The 18,102-nt window shown below is 71.6% G+C and carries 15 protein-coding genes; 8 read left to right on the plus strand and 7 right to left on the minus strand.

The window, feature by feature from the left end; genetic code table 11:
• Nucleotides 1-4 precede the first annotated feature (4 nt).
• From ABZ848_RS04790 to ABZ848_RS04800, 3 genes are read right to left on the minus strand one after another with little or no spacing between them, the layout of a single operon-like run.
• Nucleotides 5-1,030, minus strand: coding sequence for an ABC transporter permease (locus tag ABZ848_RS04790; protein WP_360825298.1), 1,026 nt, complete (start codon nt 1,028-1,030; stop codon nt 5-7).
• Complete coding sequence (locus ABZ848_RS04795) at nt 1,027-2,748, minus strand: ABC transporter substrate-binding protein (RefSeq protein WP_360825301.1); 1,722 nt, start codon at nt 2,746-2,748, stop codon at nt 1,027-1,029. Before ABZ848_RS04795 ends, ABZ848_RS04790 begins: the two co-directional genes overlap by 4 nt.
• Before the next feature lie 23 nt (nt 2,749-2,771).
• Nucleotides 2,772-3,668 carry a proline iminopeptidase-family hydrolase gene (locus ABZ848_RS04800; RefSeq protein WP_360825304.1) on the minus strand — a complete coding sequence of 299 codons (897 nt, stop codon included), beginning with the start codon at nt 3,666-3,668 and terminating at the stop codon, nt 2,772-2,774.
• A 239-nt stretch (nt 3,669-3,907) separates the two neighbouring features.
• Between ABZ848_RS04800 and ABZ848_RS04805 the strand changes: the two genes are divergently transcribed.
• Both ABZ848_RS04805 and ABZ848_RS04810 read left to right on the plus strand, forming a co-directional pair.
• Nucleotides 3,908-4,669: an FCD domain-containing protein gene (locus ABZ848_RS04805; protein ID WP_360825307.1), complete on the plus strand. Its 762-nt coding sequence runs from the start codon at nt 3,908-3,910 to the stop codon at nt 4,667-4,669.
• Nucleotides 4,670-4,743: 74 nt separating this feature from the next.
• Nucleotides 4,744-5,592, plus strand: a complete 849-nt coding sequence (locus tag ABZ848_RS04810; RefSeq protein ID WP_360825310.1) for an SMP-30/gluconolactonase/LRE family protein — start codon at nt 4,744-4,746, stop codon at nt 5,590-5,592.
• Nucleotides 5,593-5,602: 10 nt separating this feature from the next.
• On the opposite strand, the gene ABZ848_RS04815 is transcribed toward ABZ848_RS04810, so the two are convergent.
• Nucleotides 5,603-6,775 carry a flavin-dependent monooxygenase gene (locus ABZ848_RS04815; protein ID WP_360825313.1) on the minus strand — a complete coding sequence of 391 codons (1,173 nt, stop codon included), beginning with the start codon at nt 6,773-6,775 and terminating at the stop codon, nt 5,603-5,605.
• A 164-nt stretch (nt 6,776-6,939) separates the two neighbouring features.
• On the opposite strand from ABZ848_RS04815, the gene ABZ848_RS04820 reads away from it, so the two are divergent.
• The 6 genes from ABZ848_RS04820 to ABZ848_RS04845 all read left to right on the plus strand — a co-directional run bounded on the left by ABZ848_RS04820 (nt 6,940) and on the right by ABZ848_RS04845 (nt 13,238).
• Nucleotides 6,940-7,656, plus strand: a complete 717-nt coding sequence (locus tag ABZ848_RS04820; protein ID WP_360825316.1) for a type 1 glutamine amidotransferase — start codon at nt 6,940-6,942, stop codon at nt 7,654-7,656.
• 338 nt (nt 7,657-7,994) lie between these two features.
• Nucleotides 7,995-8,636, plus strand: coding sequence for a DUF6629 family protein (locus ABZ848_RS04825; protein ID WP_360825319.1), 642 nt, complete (start codon nt 7,995-7,997; stop codon nt 8,634-8,636).
• Nucleotides 8,637-8,692: 56 nt separating this feature from the next.
• On the plus strand, nt 8,693-8,854 hold the full coding sequence (locus ABZ848_RS04830) for a hypothetical protein (protein ID WP_360825322.1): 162 nt from the start codon (nt 8,693-8,695) through the stop codon (nt 8,852-8,854).
• A gap of 110 nt (nt 8,855-8,964) precedes the next feature.
• Entirely contained in the window at nt 8,965-11,244 is a 2,280-nt protein-coding gene (locus tag ABZ848_RS04835) for an MMPL family transporter (protein ID WP_360825325.1), read from the plus strand.
• Nucleotides 11,245-11,355: 111 nt separating this feature from the next.
• The gene (locus tag ABZ848_RS04840) at nt 11,356-12,561 is read left to right on the plus strand and encodes a sensor histidine kinase (protein ID WP_360825328.1); all 1,206 of its coding nucleotides are present in this window, start codon (nt 11,356-11,358) and stop codon (nt 12,559-12,561) included.
• On the plus strand, nt 12,558-13,238 hold the full coding sequence (locus ABZ848_RS04845) for a response regulator transcription factor (RefSeq protein ID WP_360825331.1): 681 nt from the start codon (nt 12,558-12,560) through the stop codon (nt 13,236-13,238). The genes ABZ848_RS04840 and ABZ848_RS04845 overlap by 4 nt, the downstream gene beginning before the upstream one ends.
• Here the strand turns inward: ABZ848_RS04845 and ABZ848_RS04850 are convergent.
• The 3 genes from ABZ848_RS04850 to ABZ848_RS04860 form a co-directional block, all read right to left on the minus strand.
• Nucleotides 13,189-14,898: an ABC transporter permease subunit gene (locus tag ABZ848_RS04850; RefSeq protein ID WP_360825816.1), complete on the minus strand. Its 1,710-nt coding sequence runs from the start codon at nt 14,896-14,898 to the stop codon at nt 13,189-13,191. The two genes, ABZ848_RS04845 and ABZ848_RS04850, sit on opposite strands and share 50 nt — an antisense overlap.
• A 75-nt stretch (nt 14,899-14,973) precedes the next feature.
• Nucleotides 14,974-16,494 (minus strand): ABC transporter substrate-binding protein, encoded by a 1,521-nt coding sequence (locus tag ABZ848_RS04855; protein WP_360825334.1) that lies wholly within the window; start codon nt 16,492-16,494, stop codon nt 14,974-14,976.
• A 129-nt stretch (nt 16,495-16,623) separates the two neighbouring features.
• Nucleotides 16,624-17,994, minus strand: a complete 1,371-nt coding sequence (locus ABZ848_RS04860; protein WP_360825337.1) for a hypothetical protein — start codon at nt 17,992-17,994, stop codon at nt 16,624-16,626.
• Nucleotides 17,995-18,102: the final 108 nt, after the last annotated feature.

Consider the following 18,102-nt stretch of genomic DNA (forward strand, 5'->3'; position numbering starts at 1 on the left):
CCTGTCACACCCCTCCGCGCAGCCGGGCGCCCGGGTCCAGCGCGTCGCGGACCCCGTCGCCGAGCACGTTGAGGGCGGCCGTGGTCAGGGCGATCAGCAGGCCGGGCGCGATCGTCACGGCCGGGCGGGTGTAGAGGAGTCCCAGGCCGTCCTCGATGATCGTGCCCCAGCTGGCGTCGGGCGGCTGGACGCCGACGGACAGGAAGGACAGCGCCGACTCGGTGAGCATGGCCAGCGCGGTCATCAGCGGGACGAAGACGATCGCCGTCGGCACGACGTTCGGCAGCACCTCCCGGCGCAGGATGCGCAGGGTCGGTGCCCCCGAGCCGACGGCCGCGTGGATGAACTCCTTGTTCCGCAGCACCAGCACCTGACCGCGCAACGGCCGGGCGATGTACGGCACATAGATCGCCGCGATGATCGCGACCGGCAGCCAGAGGCTTCCCGCGTCCACCGTCAGCGGGCCCAGATGCAGCCCGTTCGTGAGCAGCACGACCGACAGGCAGATGGCCAGCAGATACACCGGAAAGGCCCAGATGACGTCCAGGATCCGGGAGATGACGGAGTCCACGACGCCGCCCGCGTACCCGGCGACGATGCCGACGGCCGTGCCGAGCGCGCACGTCAGCAGCGCCGCGGTCAACCCGATGAACAGGCTCGTACGGCCGCCGTACAGCAGCCGGGCCATGACGTCGCGGCCCTGGTTGTCGGCGCCGAGGAAGTAGTGGCCCGGGTCCCAGGTCGGACCGATGGGCGTGACGCCGAGGCCGAGCCCGGTGCTGCTCGGGGTGAGCACCGGCACTGTCCTGCCGTCGACGACCGTCGTACCGGACACATGGGACTGGAACGGATCGGTGTGGGCCACGTGATCCGCGTACAGCGGTGCGCACAGGGTCGCCAGCACCACGACCAGCAGGACGGCCGCCGCCGCCATCGCCGGCCTGTTGCGTACGAGGTCGGCGGCGGCCGTCCGCCAGGGGCCCGGCGAGCGCCGGGCCTCAGCGGTCAACAGGGGCTCGGTGGTCGTCACTTGACCCACAGCTGGCTTACGAGCATGTAGAACTGCTTGCTGAACTGGTAGTTGCCGACCCGGGTCGAGGTGAAGTCGATCAGCTTCGGGTTGATCAGCGGCACGACCGGCGACTGGGCCATGATCTGCTGGTCGATCGCGCCCCACTGCTGGTTGGCGCTCTTCTCGTCGGTCTCCGCGGTCTTCAGCGCGGCGTGCATCTTGGCGTCGACGCCCTTGTCGCAGTACCCGGAGATGTTGATGCTGGAGTCGCTGCCGGGGTGGAACGAGGCGCAGGACAGCAGCACGTTGAGGAAGTCCGAGGCCGCCGGATAGTCCTGGTACCAGGAGGTCAGCGCCAGCTGCACCTTGTTCTTGGTGTTCTGGATATAGGTGAACTGGATGTTCCCCGACAGCGGCTTGAGCTTCGCCTTGTAGCCGAGCTGGGTGAGCAGGCTCTGCAGGTACTGTCCGATCGACTTGTTGACGTCGTCGTCCTGGACGACGATGCCGACCTCCTGCCCCGCCGTACCGGACTGCTTCACCAGCGCCTTGGCCTTCGCCAGGTCCGCCGCCTTCCAGGTCGTGCCCCCGCCCTTGGTGTAGTCGCAGGAGTCGACGTGCCCCGGGAACCCGGCCGGCAGGATCGTGCACGCGGGCGAGGCGAGGTTGGTGCCGCCGTACAGGCGCACCACGGCCGCCCGGTCCACGGCCCAGTTGATCGCCTGGCGCGCCAACTTGTTGTTGAACGGAGCCATGTTGACGTTCAGCGTCGCGTACCAGAACGCGGTCAGCGGGTTCACATGCACCTGGGAGGCGTACTTGGTGCCCATCTCGTTCAGCCGGTCGGCAGGTGGCGCGTCGAACATCCAGTCCGCCTGGCCGTTCTCGACGGCGGTCACCTCCGACTCCACGGTCTGCCCGAAGGTGTAGTCGATGGCGTCCGGATAGCCCGCCGGCTCGGCCTCCCGCGACCACTCCTTGAAGTGCGGGTTGCGGACGAGCTTCAGCGCGCGGTTCGGGTCGTACGAGGCCGCCATGTACGGGCCGGTGGTGGGCAGCGGCTTGGTGCCGGCGTCCTTCGTCGGCGAGTCCTTGGGTACGACGACGGCGTGCGGGACCGCCAGCTTGTACTGGAACTCCGGGTCCGCCGCCGTGAGGTTGATCGTGACCGTGTTCGCCTTCGCGTCGCCGGTCACACCGCCCTTGAGCGTGCAGGAGGCCGGCTTCTTCAGACAGGCGTCGGCGCCGACGATGCCGTTGTAGAAAGTGCCGGCGGTCGGGCTGGAGACCTTGAAGATGCGCTGGAAGGACGCCACCACGTCGTCGGTGGTCAGGGCCTTGCCGTTGGAGAAGGTGATGCCCTTGCGCAGGGTGAAGGTGTAGGTCTTTCCGCCGTTGGTGATCTTCGGCAGTGCCGTCGCCAGGTCCGGGACGACGGTGAAGGACGCCTGCCCGTTCACCTTCTTGAAGGCCAGCAGGCCGTCGTACATCGACTGGTACAACTGCCAGTACTGGAGCGTGTAGTTGACCTGCGGGTCGAAGGAGCCCGCGGCCGCGTGGGCGACCAGCTTCAGGGTGCCGCCCTTGTGCTGCGACTGGAAGGCGCCGGTGCCGGAGCCCGACGACGAGGTGGGGCTGCCGGCGGAGCCGTCGTCGGAGGAGGAACAGGCGGCCGCGGTGAGGGCGAGGGCGACGGTGGCGGCGGCGAGCGCGCCCCGTCTGGTGCTGCGGGACATGGCAGACAACTCCCGTCGGGGGATCAGTCGGTGGAGTCGAGGAACGAGCCCACGACCCGGAGGTAGAGCTCCTCCTCCTCGACGTGCGGCATATGGCTGGAGTGCTCGAACATGTGCCAGCGCACATCGGGGATTCGGTCGGCGAAGGGGCGCAGGGTGTCGGGAGTCGCCTCGTCGTAACGCCCCGAGACGAGCAGGGTCGGCGCCTCGATCAGGTGCAGCCGGTCGATGACGGACCAGTCCTTGAGCGTGCCGACGACATGGAACTCGTTCGGCCCGTTCATCGTGTGGTAGACGGTCGGATCGGCCTCGATGTTGGCCCAGGTCGCCTGTACCTCGGGCGGGTTGGGCGTCAGACGGCACACGTGGCGCTCGTTGAAGACCTGCTCGGCGGCGCGGTACTCGGGGTGGTCGGTGGTGCCCGCCTCCTCGTGCGCGAGCAGGGTGTGCTGCACCTCGGGCGGGAGCGCCGCCCGCAGTTCGGCCGCCGCGGCCAGCCACAGCTCCATGGAGGCGGGGGAGTTGGCGATGACCAGGCCGCGCAGGCCGGACGGCCGGCGCACCGCGTGCTCAGCGGCGAGCATGCCGCCCCAGGACTGGCCGAGCAGGTGGTAGCCGTCGGCGATCCCCAACTCCTTGAGCAGGGCGTCGAGTTCGTCGAGGAAGAGCTGGACGGTCCAGAAGTCGGCGCCCTTGTCGGGCAGATGGGTGGAGCGGCCGGTGCCGAGCTGGTCGTAGTGCACGACCTGACGGCCCTGGGCGGCGATGTTCGCGATGCTGAGGGTGTAGTCGTGACCGGCGCCGGGTCCGCCGTGCAGGACCACCAGGGGTGTCCTGCCCGGTTCGCCCGTGATCCGGTACCAGGTCGAATTGCCGTTGAAGTCGACGGTTCCGGTGTGGTTCGGTTCGGGGATCGCCACGAGGGAGCCTCCCAGACCGGCCGGAACGAGCCGGCCGCTGGCTGAAACGGGGTGGGAGTGACGGATGGATGAGATAGTGATTGGGTAAAAGGTCAGCGCACAAGACCTTTTAGCGGGGCCGGGCCAAGAAGTAACGGCGCGTTCACATGGCCCGTGTGCGTTAACAGAAGCGACGATTTGGGGGGAGTCAGCTGACATCCGTACCTGAGGCATCGGAGCCGGAGGACGAGTACGCGCGGGTGCTGGACCGCGTCCTCGGCGGCACACCGTCCCCCCTGCGACCGGTGCGCGTCACCTCCGCGGTCGACGAGGTCTCCGACCGGCTGCTCACCGCGATCGCCGTCGGCGACTTCCTGCCGGGCGAACGCCTGCCGCCGGAACGGGAGCTCACCGGTCTGCTTCAGGTGAGCCGCCCCACCGTGCGCGAGGCGGTGGCCCGACTGCAGGCGCTCGGCGTCATCGAGATCCGGCGGGGCCGCAGCGGCGGGGCCTTCGTGCGCGACAGCTGGACCACGTCCTCCGCAGCCGCGGTCCGCCGTACGCTGCTGCCCCGCTGGGAGGAGTTCGAGCAGCTCTTCGACCTGCGCGGGCTGGTGGAGGGCATGGTGGCCGCGACGGCCGCCCGGCGCAGGCGGCCCGAGGACCTCGAACCGATGCGTGCGGCCCTGTCCGCGCACCTGTCCGCGACCACGCCCCGCGAGGAGCAGGCCGCCGACAGCGCGTTCCACCAGAGCATCTGCGCGGCCACCCGCAATCCGCAGATCGCCCTGCTCAGCCGTGACCTGCTGACCAGGATCAGCCTCGGCTTCCCGGTCGAGCCCTGGGGCAAGGGGGAGCGGACCCACTTCCACCGGGCCGGCTCGGACCACACGTCCCTCTGCGAGGCCATCGCGGCGGGCGAGCCCGAGCGCGCGGAGGAGATCGCCCGCCACCACTTCATGATCAGCGCCGAGATGATCCGGGACGTGCTGGCCCGGGTCCGGGCCGTGGACGGATCCTGACGCCCACACGTGTCGATTCGACCGGCCGCCCTTCGTATGGACAGTGAAGGGGCCGACACGACCGAGGGGCTGTGATGACGATGAACGAGGTGACGACGGTGCTCACCGGACGGGGTCTGGTCGAGTCCCCGCGCCGGCACGGCGACCGGCTGTACTTCTCCGACTGGTCCGCCGGCGAGGTCGTGGCCGTCGACGCGGCGGGCCGCAGCGAGGTCGTCGCCCGGGTGGCGTCCCTGCCGCTGTGCACGGCCTGGCTTCCGGACGGCGACCTGCTGATCGTGTCGTCGGCGGAGGGCCGGCTGCTGCGGCGGGCGTCCGACGGCGGTCTCGTCCTCTACGCCGACCTCGGCGCACCCGGCTGGAACGACATCGTCGTGGACGGCCGCGGCAACACCTACGTCAACCGCGTGCACTTCGACCCCATGGCGGGGGAGGACGCCGAACCCGGCACCGTCCACCTCGTCACCCCCGACGGGGCGGTCCGCGAGGTGGCCGACGACATCGCCTTCCCCAACGGCATGGCGGTGACCGAGGACGGCTCCACGCTGATCCTCGCCGACTCCTACCGCCACCGGCTGGTCGCCTTCGACATCGACGCCGACGGCGGCCTGTCCGGAAGGCGCCTCTGGGCCGACCTCGGCGAAGGCACGCCCGACGGCATCTGCACGGACGCGGACAACGCCGTCTGGTACGCCGACGTGCCCGGCCGGCGCTGCGTCCGCGTCGCCGAGGGCGGCACCGTCCTGCGGACCGTGACCCTGGACCGCGGAGCCTTCGCCTGCGTACTCGGCGGCCCGGACCGCAGGACCCTGTTCATCACCGCGGCGCGCTGGCAGGGCATGACGGAGGCCGAGATGGTCGTGCCCGGCAGCGGTCAGGTGCTCGCCGTCCCGGTCGAGGTGTCGGGCGCGGGCCTGCCGTGAGGACGGTGCCTCACAGGAACGGCGTCCCCGCGTCCAGCCCCGACAGCACCCGCCCGTACAGCTCCAGGTTGGTCGCGGGATTGACGAAGGAGTGCAGGTTCAGCGCGTGCACGTCCCGCACCGCCCGCTGGATCGGCACCTCCCGGTGCAGCGACGACGCCCCGGAGGCGGAGGCGAGCAGATCGACGGCCTCCTTGCACAGCCGCGCCGTGTAGCCGGTCTGCGCCCGGATCCTGGCCCGCTCCTCGTCCGTGTACGGCTCCCCGGCCTCGATGCGCGCGACGAAGTCACGCGTCAGCAGCTCGGCGGAGGAGATCTTCATCGCCGCCTCGGCGGCCTGGAGATGGGTGACCGTCGCCTCGTTCTGCCGTTGGTGGAAGGTGTACGTGATGCCCCGCCGGTGGATGCGCCCGGTGAACTCCTCCAGCGCGGCCCGGGCCAGCCCGAGGGCGTTCGGTGCCGTCCAGGCGCAGAACATCAGCAGCACGGGCATCCGGTAGAACGGGTCGTCGGCGTTGGCCTTGGACGGGAACTCGCCGGCGAGCAGCGGCCCGACCGGCAGGATCCGGTGGGCGGGCACGAAAACGTCCCGGGCGACGACACTGTTGCTCCCGCTGCCGGCCAGCCCGGAGACGTACCAGTCGTCGAGGATCTCCAGCTCCGCCATGGGTACGGCGGTCCACAACACCTCGGGCGGTCCCTCGGCGGACTCCACCCGCGCCGTGAGCAGATGCCAGTCGGCGTGCCGGCAGCCGGTGGCGAAGCCCGAGGTGCCGTTGACGACATAGCCGCCGTCCGTGGCGACCGCGGTGGCGTCCGGGATCAGCGTGCCGCCGACCCGTACGTCGGGGCCGGTGAAGATCTCGTCCTGCGCCTCGTCGGGGAAGAGCGCCGCGATGAACGAACACCCGGCCTGGATCAGAGCCGCGAACGCGGTCGAACCGCAGGCCGCCGCGACCTCGGCCAGCGCGTCGACCTGGGTGTGCACGGGCGTCTGGTAACCGCCGTACCGCTTGGGGACGTTCATCCGGTAGATCCCGGCGTCGGTGAGTGCCGCGACGACCTCGTCCGGGACCCTGCGCTCCTGCTCGGTGCGCAGGGCGTGGCCGCGGATGAGGGGCCGCAGGTCCCGTAAGCGTTCGACGAGACCGGAATCGGAGTGGGGCGCTGACGACGGAGCCATGGCGGACCTCCGGGGGCGACGGATCCTCACCGTGACCCGGATCGCACGAAGAGTCAACGCCGCCTGGGAACGCCGTGCACACCTTGCGAGGTGAGCGGCCTCCCGCTTAATGTTTGACCTCAAATGACTCAAGACGCCGTCGTACGGTTCCTGGAGGCTCCGACGTGACAACGGCCCCGCGAGCCCTGGTCGTCCGCCACGACCACGCCTCCCTGTCCGGCCCGGTGGGCGGACGGCTGGCCCAACTCGGCTATGTACTCGACGAGTTGACGGTCGTACCCGAGGAGCGGTACGCCACCCCGGCCGTCCGGTTCGTCTTCCCCGACCCCACCGCGTACGACCTGGTCGTCCTCCTCGGCGCCCCCTGGTCCGTCTACGACCGAGCCTCCGTCGGCCCCTGGATCGACGGCGAACTGCGCATGCTGCGCACCGCGCACGCCTCCGACGTCCCGGTCCTCGGCATCTGCTTCGGCGCGCAGGCCCTGGCGACCGCGCTCGGCGGCCGGGTGGAACGGGCGCCGCGGCCCGAGATCGGCTGGACGGAGATCGACACCGACGCGCCCGACCTGGTCCCCGAAGGCCCCTGGTTCCAGTGGCACTTCGACCGCTTCACGACTCCACCCGGAGCCGCCGAGCTGGCCCGCAGTGCCGTCGGGCCGCAGGCCTTCCGGGCCGGGCGGTCGCTCGGCGTGCAGTTCCACCCCGAGCTCACGGAGGAGACCCTGCGCATGTGGCTCGACCTGGGCGGCCGCCGGGAGGCCGAGAGGCACGGCGTCGACCCCGACCGGCTGCTCGCCGAGACCGTCGCCCGCGGGGACTCCTCCCGGGAGCGGGCGCATGCGCTGGTGGACGGGTTCCTCGGCCAAGTGGTGTGCCCGTAAAGGCCGGTGCTACCAGGAACGGGACCTTCTCCAGGTCGACGGCTCGATGCCGAAGCCGAACCATGTGCCGGCGAGGCGTCGCGGCGGACGCCGATCCTGCCGTCCCACAACCGCACCTGGGAGACGGGCCGTTCGGCCTGGGGCCGCAGCACCTCCAGAGGCGGGGCGAAAGGGCATCCGGCCGCCCGGGGCATCGGATGCTGGGGGACCCAGGAACCTGACAGTTGGCAATCAGTCTGCTGACACCGCCCGGATGTGGCCGGATCCGGCGCCCCCGCGCGAGCGGACGGCTCGTGTTGCCGTTGGAATCGGGGCGCGGTCGCGGTCATGGTGGTGGGATGTGCTGGAGTGCGACGGCCGACCTCGTCGCGGGGACCGCGATCGTCGGTGTCGGGGTGGCCTGCGTGGCGCGGGCGCGCCGGCCCGCCGACCTTCCGCTGGCCGCGCTGCCGTTGCTGCTCGGGGCGCATCAGCTGGTCGAGGCGTGGGTCTGGCATGCCGGGGGCGGTACGGGCCCGGCCACCGTGGCCTGGACGGTGATCGCGTTCCCCCTGCTGGCGGTGTGGGTGCCGGCGGGTGTGCTGTGCGCGGCCCCGCGGCACGCCAGGCGGCGGCTGGTCGTACCGCTGGCCATCGGTGTCGCCACCGCCGCCGCGCTGGCCTACGCCCTCGCCACGCGTACCGTACGGGCCGAGATCCGCGGGCACACCGTGGGCTATGTGCTCGGGCTGTCGCACGGGGGACTACTGGTGGCGGGGTATCTTCTGGCCACGGTGGGTTCGCTGTTGCTGGCCGGCGACCGGTGGTTGCGCGGGCTCGGTGTGCTGGCCGGGGTGGGCGCGCTGGTTTGCTGGGCGCTCTGGCGGCTGGAGTTCGTGTCGACGTGGTGTGCGTTCGCGGCGGTGTGCTCGGTGGTGGTGCTGGGCTGGACGACGAGTTATTCCCGCCGATCATGGTGGAGTCGTTACCAGGACCGCTGATCCTCCGTTCAGGAGGGACCTGGCTGTGCCGACTCGCGCGGCGCAGGGTGTCGTTCATGAACACCGGCAAGCCGTCCCAGACCCGCATCCGCGTGACCCCACTGCGCCGCCTGCGCGGGGACACGTACGTACCACGCCCCAAGACCTCGACGCCCCGCCACCCGCCTGTCGTACCCGAGCAGGAGACGCCGCCCGCAGCCGTACTGCGGATTCAGTAGCCGCTGCTTCGATTCCGGTAAGCGGCAGTGCCAGTAGCGGCACGACGACGAGGACATGCCCGCCAGGACAGGCTGAGGGACAAGCGCGAACAGATGCGGAGTCCCTCGACGTGGCAACTTTTCTCTATCGACTGGGCCGGTTGGCCTTCCGGCGGCGCTGGTACGTCGCCCTGCTGTGGGTGGGCGTCCTGGCCTGCGTCGGGCTGACCGCCCTGCGCGCCCCGGGCGCCTCCGACGAGGAGTTCTCGATGCCCGGCATCGAGTCCCAGAAGGCGTTCGACCTGATGGAGCAGCGGTTCCCGGGCACGGCCGCCGACGGCGCCACCGCCCGTGTCGTCTTCGTCGCCCCGGACGGCCAGAAGGTGACCGCCACCGGCAACAAGCAGGCCATCGAACGCACGGTGACGGAACTCGGCGACGGCTCGCAGGTCTCCACCGTCGCCGACCCCTTCAAGTCGGCCGCCGTCAGCAAGGACGGCTCGACCGCGTACGCGACCGTCACCTACAAGGTCGCCTCCGCCGACATCACCGACGCCAGCCGCACCGCGCTGGAGCAGGCGACCGACCAGGCCCGGGACGCGGGGCTCACGGTCGAGACGGGCGGCAGTGCGATGGACAGCGGCGGCGGACCCGGCGGGGTCGCCGAGATCATCGGCATCTCCATCGCCGCGGTCGTCCTGCTGATCACCTTCGGCTCCCTGGCCGCCGCCGGCCTGCCGCTGCTCACCGCCGTCCTCGGCGTCGGCCTGAGCATGTTCACGATCCTGACCCTGTCCGACGCGCTCGGCCTGTCGACCTCGACCGGCACCCTGGCGATGATGCTGGGCCTGGCGGTCGGCATCGACTACGCCCTGTTCGTCGTCTCCCGCTACCGGGAGGAACGCGCCAAGGGGCACGCACCGCAGGAGGCGGCCGGCCTCGCGGTCGGCACGGCCGGGTCGGCGGTGGTCTTCGCCGGGCTCACCGTGGTCATCGCGCTGGCCGGGCTCTCGGTGGTCGGTATCCCGATGCTGACCAAGATGGGCCTGGCCGCGGCCGGCGCGGTGGTCGTCGCCGTCCTCGTCGCCCTGACCGTCGTACCGGCGCTGCTCGGCTTCTGGCCGGACGCCGTGCTGTCGGGCGCCGTACGCAGGCAGGGCCGACGTCGCGGATGGGCGCGTCGGCCGGGGAAGACACGCGGGGTGTCCGAGGCGGCTGATGCTCCGACCGCCGCCGCCCCGCGGGACAACCACGGCACCCGCTGGGCCCGCTTCGTCCTGCGCCGCCCGGTCCCCGTGCTGCTGCTGGGCGTGGTCGGCCTCGGCGCGCTCGCCCTGCCGGCGACCCAGCTGCAGCTCGGCATGCCGGGCGACGAGGCCAAGTCGACCTCCACCACCGAGCGCCGCGCCTACGACGACCTCGCGGAGGGGTTCGGGCCGGGCTTCAACGGGCCGTTGACCATCGTCGTCGACGCCAAGGGAGCGGGCGACGCGAAGGCGGCCGTGAACACGATCGCCGAGAAGATCGCCGGTACGAAGGGCGTCGTCTCGGTCTCCAAGGCCCGCTTCAACGACGCCGGCGACACCGCGGTGTTCACCGCCACCCCGTCCACCAGCCCCACGGACGAGAAGACCAAGACCCTCGTCACGACCATCCGGGACGAGCGGCCGGCCACGGAGGCGGCGACGGACGGTGCGTCCTTCGAGGTCACCGGCACCACCGCCCTGAACATCGACATATCCGAGAAGGTGCAGGCGGCGCTCATCCCGTATCTCGTCGTCATCGTCGGCCTGGCCGTCGTCCTGCTGCTGATCGTCTTCCGGTCCGTCTTCGTGCCGCTCAAGGCGGCGCTCGGCTTCCTCCTGTCCGTGCTTGCGGCGCTCGGCGTGGTCGTCGTGGTCTTCCAGCAGGGGCACGCGGCCTCGCTGCTGGGCGTGGAGCAGACCGGGCCCATCATGAGCCTGATGCCGATCTTCCTGGTGGGCATCATCTTCGGCCTCGCCATGGACTACGAGGTGTTCCTCGTCTCGCGGATGCGGGAGTCGTACGTCCACGGGGAGACCGCCCGGCAGGCGGTGGTCTCGGGATTCCGGCACAGCGCCCGCGTCGTGGTCGCCGCCGCCCTCATCATGATCGCGGTCTTCGCGGGGTTCGTCGGCGAGGACGACTCCATGATCAAGATGATCGGGTTCGGCATGGCGTCCGCCGTCCTCTTCGACGCCTTCGTCGTACGGATGGCGCTGGTGCCCGCCGTTCTCGCCCTGCTCGGCGACCGGGCCTGGTGGCTGCCGAAGTGGCTGGACCGGATCCTGCCGCGGGTCGACGTCGAGGGCGAGGCCCTCACCCGGCACCTCACCGCGGTGCCGGATCAGGACTCCGCACCGGACGAGCCGGCCGGGGCCCGCGTCTGAGCGACCCCAGCCCCCCCCCGGGCCGCCCGCGACCCCGAGCGCGGGCGGCCCTCGCCGCACCCCGCGCGCGCGTCGGCCACCATGGACGCAGGCACTTCACCAGGAGAACCGATGGCCCTCAGCCTCGACCGGACCACGAGGCGCTACGCGCACGTCGTCGACGCGGTCATGGTCGCGGCGCTGCTGGGCTGCGTCGCCCTCGGCGCCTCGCTCACCGTCCCCGGCGTCGACCAGCCGCACGACGACACCCCCGGCTTCCTCCTCGCCACGGTCGCCTGCCTCGCCCTGTGGCGCGGGCGCAACCATCCGCGTACGGCCGCCACGGTGGCCACGGTCTGTACGGTGGCCATCGCGGCCCGGGGCTATCTGCTGACTCCGCTGCTGCTGGCCCCGCTCATGATCGCCCTCTTCTGGGTTGCCCGCGGCACCGGCCGGCGCACCCGGCGCGCGTTCGGCCTGACGGCCATGGCCCTGACGGTGGTCACCGTCGTCCTGGACAACCCGTCCACCGAGATGCTGCTGCTGAGGACGGTCGGCCCGATCCTGTGGCTGCTGCTGCCCCTGGTCGGCGGCAGCGGCGCCCGGCTGCGGCACGCCTACCTGGAGTCCGCGCAGGCCCGCGCCGCGTACGCCGAGCGCACCCGGGAGGAGGAGGCCCGCCTGCGTGTGGCCGAGGAACGGATGCGCATCGCCCGCGAGTTGCACGACGTCGTCGCCCACCACATGGCCGTCGCCAACGCCCAGGCGGGCACCGCCCGGCACCTCGCGTCCACCCACCCCGAGCAGGCGCAGAAGCTGCTCGACGAGCTGACGGCCACGACCTCCTCCGCGCTGCTCGAACTCCGGGCCACCGTAGGGGTGTTGCGACAGGCGGGCGACCCCGGCGGGGAATCCCTGGAACCATCACCAGGCCTGGAGCGCCTCCCCGACCTGGTCGCGACCTGCGCGACCGCCGGGCTCGACGTCACCGTCACCACCGAGGGCGAGCCCCTGCCCCTGTCACCGGGCGTGGACCTGACGGCGTACCGGATCATCCAGGAAGCGCTGACCAACGCCACCAAGCACGCGACCGACCACACGGCCCATGTGCGGCTCGCCTACACCGTCTCGCGTCTGAAGATCACGGTCACCAACGGCGGCAGGGTCGCCGAACCGCCGGTGCCGGGCGGCGGGTTCGGTCTGATGGGCATGCGCGAACGGGCCCATTCCGTGGGCGGCGACCTGCGGGCCGGCCCGCTCCCGGACGGCGGCTTCGAGGTCAGCGCCGCGCTGCCGCTCCAGCACGCGGCCTCGGAAGGACAGGAGGAGACGCTGTGAGCATCCGCGTCCTGCTCGCCGACGACCAGGCCCTGCTGCGGGGCACCTTCCGGCTGCTCATCGACTCCTGCGAGGACATGGAGGTGGTCGGCGAGGCCGCCAACGGGCAGGAGGCGGTCGAACTCGCCCGTGTCCACCGGCCCGACATCGTCCTGATGGACATCCGCATGCCCGGCACGGACGGCCTCGCCGCCACCGCCGAGATCTGCGACGACCCCAAGCTCGCCGGGACCAGGGTGCTGGTGCTGACCATGTTCGAGACCGAGGAGTACGTGGCCAAGGCGCTGCGGGTCGGTGCCAGCGGCTTCCTGGGCAAGTACGTCACCACCGACACCCTGCTCGCGGGCATCCGCACGATCGCCTCCGGCGAGGCCCTCCTCTCGCCCGGCGCCACCCGCGCCCTGATCACCCGCTTCCTCACCGCCCCCGCCCCCGGACCGCTGCTGGCCACCCCGGACCGCCTGGACGAACTGACCCCGCGCGAACGGGAGGTCACCGCCCTCGCCGCCGAGGGCAGGTCCAACGACGAGATCGCCGAGCAGCTGTTCCTGAGCGTTCTCACGGTCCGCACCCACATCCAGCGCGCCCTGACGAAACTCGGCGCCCGCGACCGCGCCCAACTGGTCGTCATCGCCTACCAGACGGGCCTGGTGCGTCCCACGCCTCCCGGGGGCTGAGCACCCCACTGACCGACACGGCGAGGACCGACAGCAGTACGAGCGCGCCCGCCGGTGCCAGGACGGTCCAGGGTGCCAGTTCCACGTACGGCTGGTTCTCGGAGAGCAGCCGGCCCCACTCCGGGGTCGGCGGCTGTTCGCCCAGGCCGAGGAAGCCGAGCGAGGCCAGGACCAGGACCGTGGTGGGCAGGCGGAGCAGGGCGTTGCGGACCAATGCGGGCAGGACGGCGGGCAGGTGATGGCGGCGCAGGAGGTGGGCTCGGCCGGCGCCCAGGGAGATCGACGCGAGCGTGTGGCCGCCGGCCCGTTCCTCTTCGAGCAGCGCGGCCGTCTGGGCGGCGTACGGGGTCCAGCCCACCAGGCACACGGCGCACGCGGCACCCCACACCGACGGTCCGGTCACCGCGGTCGTCAACAGCCCGGCGAGAACGGCGGGCAGTGTCGACACCACCTCGGTCAGGCCCGCGCTCACCCGTCCCGTCATGCCGAGCAGCAGCCCGAGGACCGCGCTGACCGCCGTGACCGCGAAAGCGACCCCGGCGGTGCGCAGGGCCCCGTGCCCGAGCCGGGCCAGCAGGTCGCGGCCCAGGGAGTCGGTGCCCAACGGATGCGTGAGCGACGGGGACAGCAGACGCGCGGCCGTGTCCACGCGGAGGGGGTCGCGCAGCAGCCCCGCCACGACGAGGGCGAGGAGAGCGGTGGCGCATGCTGCGGCGAGCCCGCGCGTGGAGCGGCTGCGGGGGAGGGGAGCGGGCGGCAGGGCGGACAGACCGCCGGACCGCAGGGCCGGGCCGAGGAGGACGCGGCGCAGCAGCTGGAGGAGCAGACCGGCGGCCACGCCGAGCAGGACCAGGACGAGCGTCGCGGTCTGGAGCGGCGGGAGGTCCTGGGCGACGGCGGAGTCGAGGGCGAGCCGGCCGAGCCCGGGAACGTTGAAGATCTTCTCCACCGCCACCGCACCGCCGACCAGTGCCACGACGGTGGGCAGCAGTTGCGGCAGCACCCCGGCCACGACCCGCCGCAGCGCGGTCCGGGCGACGAGGCCGCGCGGAAAGCCGAAGGCGTGCCACGCCCGCGCCCACGGTTCCTGGAACGCGGCGGGCAGCGACTGCTCCACGAGCCCGCCGATCATCGCCCCGGAGGGAATCCCGAGCGCGAGCGAGGGCAGCACCATCGACGCCGGCCCCTCCCATCCGCTCGACGGGAACCACCCCAGCCACACCCCGCACACGGTGGCCAGCAGCGAGGCCAGCAGGAACTTGGGCAGCGCGGCGAGTACGGCGGCCGCGGTGCCGGCCCGCCGCTGCCCCAACCGCCGCCGGGAGCCGAGGTACAGGGTGCGGGCACTGACCAGCGCGGCCACCGCGACCGTCACCACCAGCGCGCCGAGCATCAGCGTGAAGGAGACCGCGAAGGCGGCGGACACCTGCGGCAGAACCGCCTCGCCGGACACCCAGGACGTGCCCGCGTCCCCGCGCGGCAGCCCGCCCAGCCAGTGCAGCAGATGGGCCAACGGGCCCTGATCCAGCCCGAGTTCATCGCGTACGGCGGCCAGCTGCGCCGGTGTCGGATCCGCGTCGGCGGAGCGGGCCCGCAGCACGGTCAGCGCGGGGTCGGTGCCGGACAGCCAGGGCAGCAGGGCGACGGCCGCGAGCAGCATCGTCCCGGCGGCGACGCGGCCCGCGGCGGCCGCCCGCCACCGGGGCGGACGGCCGTAAGTGGCAGTCACGTGCGCTTACTTGAGGTGGGTGTCGACGTCGACGAGGGAGCGCTCGCGCGGGTCGAGCAGGACGCCCTCGACGTCGGTGGCGACGCCCTGGACGACCTTCTCGTGGACCAGCGGCACCACGGCGTCCGTGCGCAGGATCTCCGCCTCGGCCGCCATGATCTTCTGCTGCCGGGCCTTTGTGTCGCCTTCCGCGGCGGCCGACTTGATGGCCGCGTCGACCTCGGCGTCCTTCAGCCCGGCGATGTTGTAGACGCCGTCACTGGTGTAGTCGCTGGCCAGGTAGGCGACCGCGTCGCCGGTGTCGAGGAGCGTCACCCGGGAGAACACGAGGGCGTCGTACCTGCCCGCGAGGAGGTCGGCCTCCATCTGCGTGTACTCGCGTACGTCCTGCTTCACCGTGAACCCGGCCTTCTCCAGCTGCTGTTGGAGGACGGTGGCGGCCTCGGGGAGTTCGGCGCGGTTGGTGTAGGTCGCCAGCCGCAGGGTCTTTCCCTTGGTCTCCGTCTTCACCTGGGCGGTGGTCGCGGCCTTCGCGCGGCCGGTCACCGCGACGCGGTCGTCGGCCGCCCAGGAGACGGCGGGTCCGAAGAGTCCCTGGGCGGGGTCGGCGTACCCGCCGAAGACCGAGTCGACGAGGGTGGATCCGTCAACGGCCGTACGGGCGGCGGCGCGCAGCGAGGCGTCGGTGAAGACGCCGCTGCCGGTGTTGAGGATCAGGCTGTCGGTCCGCACCGAGGGCACCTCCTTCCGGGTGTCCGCGTCGAGCAGCTTCGCCTGCGCGGTGGGTATCCACTCGGCGATGTCGACATCACCGGCGCGCAGCGCGTTGGCGCGGGCGGTGCCGTCGGCGATCCAGGTGACGTCGATGCCGGACGCCTTGGCCTTGCCGCCCCAGTAGCCGTCGTAACGGTCGAGCGTCGCCTTGGTCTTGCCGTTCAGCCTGCTGATCTCGAAGGGGCCGGTTCCGGTGCCGACCGGGCTGACGGTGCCGTCGTCGCCGTACGCCTTGGCCGAGAGGATGCCGAGGGCGGGGCTGGCCAGGCGCAGGGGGAGCACGGGGTCCGCGGTTTTGGTGGTGAGGGTGACCGTGTCGGTGTCGTCGGCCTTCGCGGTCAGGGTGACGTCGCTGAGGACACGCGGCTTCACCTTGGCGGCGGACGCGTGGTCGAGGGCGTTCACGACGGATGCGGCGGTCACCTCGGTGCCGTCCTGGAAGGTGGCCTTGCGCAGCTCGAAGGTCCAGGTGGTGGCGTCCACCTGTCTCCAGGACTTCGCCAGGGCGGGTGCGGCGGCCCCGTCCTGGTCGAGCGCGGTCAGGCCCTCGGCCACGGAGAGCTTGCTCAGCACGGTGGCGTCGTTGCTGTACGGCGACAGCGCCTGCACCGGCGGCACGGCGAGCGCGACCTTGAGCCGCGCGTCCGTGCCGCCGGATCCGGTGCTCGCCCCTTCCTCGCCCGAAGCGAAGCAGCCGGCGAGCAAGGGAGTCAGAGCGAGCGTGGCGAGGACGGCCCGGGGGGTGGTGCGCATGGTGTTCCTGTCGAGTGGCACGGGTGGGACACCCCCCTGGCCGGTCTGCGACGAGGAGAGCCGCGCCAGTATATTAGGCAAGCCTTACCTAATGTTGATCTGGGTCCCGCCTTTGATCCGGCCGAGGTGCTACCTGAGCTCGTGCAGCACGTCGGCGATCTTCGCCGCGACCGTCTCGGCGGCGCCCTTCGCGTACGAGGAGTCCATCGCCTCGTAGGTGATCCGAGCGTAACTCCGCGCCTCCGCCATGTTCTTGGCGCCGCCCTCCAGCATCGACATGACGGCGGTGTGCGCGAACGGCGAGTGCTTCCTGATGTCCAGCGCGGTGTCGGTCGAGAGCTCCGGCGACACTCCGACGAAAACGCCCTCGCCCACCCTGAGCACCCAGATCGGCACTTCGGCCGTGCCGGTCGGCGTGAAGTCGTACGTCTTCGTCGGTGCCGTCGGATGACCCGCGGCCGTCGTGTCGACCGTGACCGAGTCGGTCACCAGGCGCACCTCGGACGCCGTGCTCCCGGGCGAGGTCCTGATGGTCTGCGCGACCCGTACGACCTCGGTGCCCAGCCGCTCGCCCTGCACGGTCAGCAGGATCCAGCCCGCGTCCTTGGCGTCGGTCTGGGACCACTTCCGGTCCTTGTCGATGACGTACCGCTTCGACCGGAAGGCCGGGGCCTGGTCGCCGCAGGAACCGACGAGGAAGAACCCGACCACGTCGTCGCCGTACTGCTCCTCGACATGGCGCACCGTGGCGCCCGCGAGGTCGGCCGTGATCGGCAGGTCGCCGCTCGCCATGACGGATTCCATCATCACCGAGGACTGCACGGCGTAGTTGACGAGGACGGCGATCGGGTCGCCGTTCGCGTCGTCGAAGCGGGTGACGCCCACGCTCTTGTCGGAGGGGCCCGCCTCGCCGGTGCCCAGCCACCAGCCGTCGGCCGTGAGCACGTCCCGGTTGACGTTGACGTCGCACCGGCCGGTGCCGAAGCCCACGCGGGCGGGCCGCAGTCCCTCGACCGCCGCGGCGACCGCCGTCGACGTGGCCTGCTTGATCTGCTCCACGTACTGCGCAGCCCCCGCCGAACTGCTCGCGGCCTGAACGTGCGGCGCGGAGAACGTGTGCGTGACGGTCACGACGATGTCGGCACTAGCCACGCCGGTCGCCTCGGCGATGATCGCGCGCATGGCCGCGATGGCCTCCGCGCTGATGGACGTCAGGTCCAGCACGGCCAGCGCGACGCGGTCCGAGCCGCTCTCCAGCAGCAGGACGCGTACGTACAGGTCGTCGTGGACGGTGGTGAAGCCGTCGAGCGGGAGGAGCGAGGCCGGGAAGCCGATCGCCGCCCGGCCCGCACCGACCTTGAGTGCCGCTGCCGTGCCCTTGGCCGCCGCGGTCGTCGTGCCGGCCGCCAGGGACGCGGCCGTGACGGCGGCGGCGACGGAGCCGCTCAGGAACGACCGCCGCTGAATCGAACCGCCTTCTTTCTCCTCCTGATTTCCCATGGAATGCACAGAACTCCTTCGTGTGGGGACGCCGGAAGGGCACCGATCTTGCTGAGCGCGCCCGAGGCCGCAAAGTGCGCCACACGTGAACTGAGGTTGCGCATCCTG

Source organism: Streptomyces sp. NPDC047081, from assembly GCF_040643775.1.
GTDB lineage: Bacteria > Actinomycetota > Actinomycetes > Streptomycetales > Streptomycetaceae > Streptomyces.

Coding starts and splice junctions, on each gene's coding strand:
- ABZ848_RS04795 (WP_360825301.1), bottom strand. CDS start 2,748: ATGTCCCGCAGCACCAGACGGGGCGCGCTCGCCGCCGCCACCGTCGCC.
- ABZ848_RS04810 (WP_360825310.1), top strand. CDS start 4,744: ATGACGATGAACGAGGTGACGACGGTGCTCACCGGACGGGGTCTGGTC.
- ABZ848_RS04815 (WP_360825313.1), bottom strand. CDS start 6,775: ATGGCTCCGTCGTCAGCGCCCCACTCCGATTCCGGTCTCGTCGAACGC.
- ABZ848_RS04825 (WP_360825319.1), top strand. CDS start 7,995: ATGTGCTGGAGTGCGACGGCCGACCTCGTCGCGGGGACCGCGATCGTC.
- ABZ848_RS04830 (WP_360825322.1), top strand. CDS start 8,693: ATGAACACCGGCAAGCCGTCCCAGACCCGCATCCGCGTGACCCCACTG.
- ABZ848_RS04840 (WP_360825328.1), top strand. CDS start 11,356: ATGGCCCTCAGCCTCGACCGGACCACGAGGCGCTACGCGCACGTCGTC.
- ABZ848_RS04850 (WP_360825816.1), bottom strand. CDS start 14,898: ATGCTGCTCGCGGCCGTCGCCCTGCTGCCCTGGCTGTCCGGCACCGAC.
- ABZ848_RS04855 (WP_360825334.1), bottom strand. CDS start 16,494: ATGCGCACCACCCCCCGGGCCGTCCTCGCCACGCTCGCTCTGACTCCC.
- ABZ848_RS04860 (WP_360825337.1), bottom strand. CDS start 17,994: ATGGGAAATCAGGAGGAGAAAGAAGGCGGTTCGATTCAGCGGCGGTCG.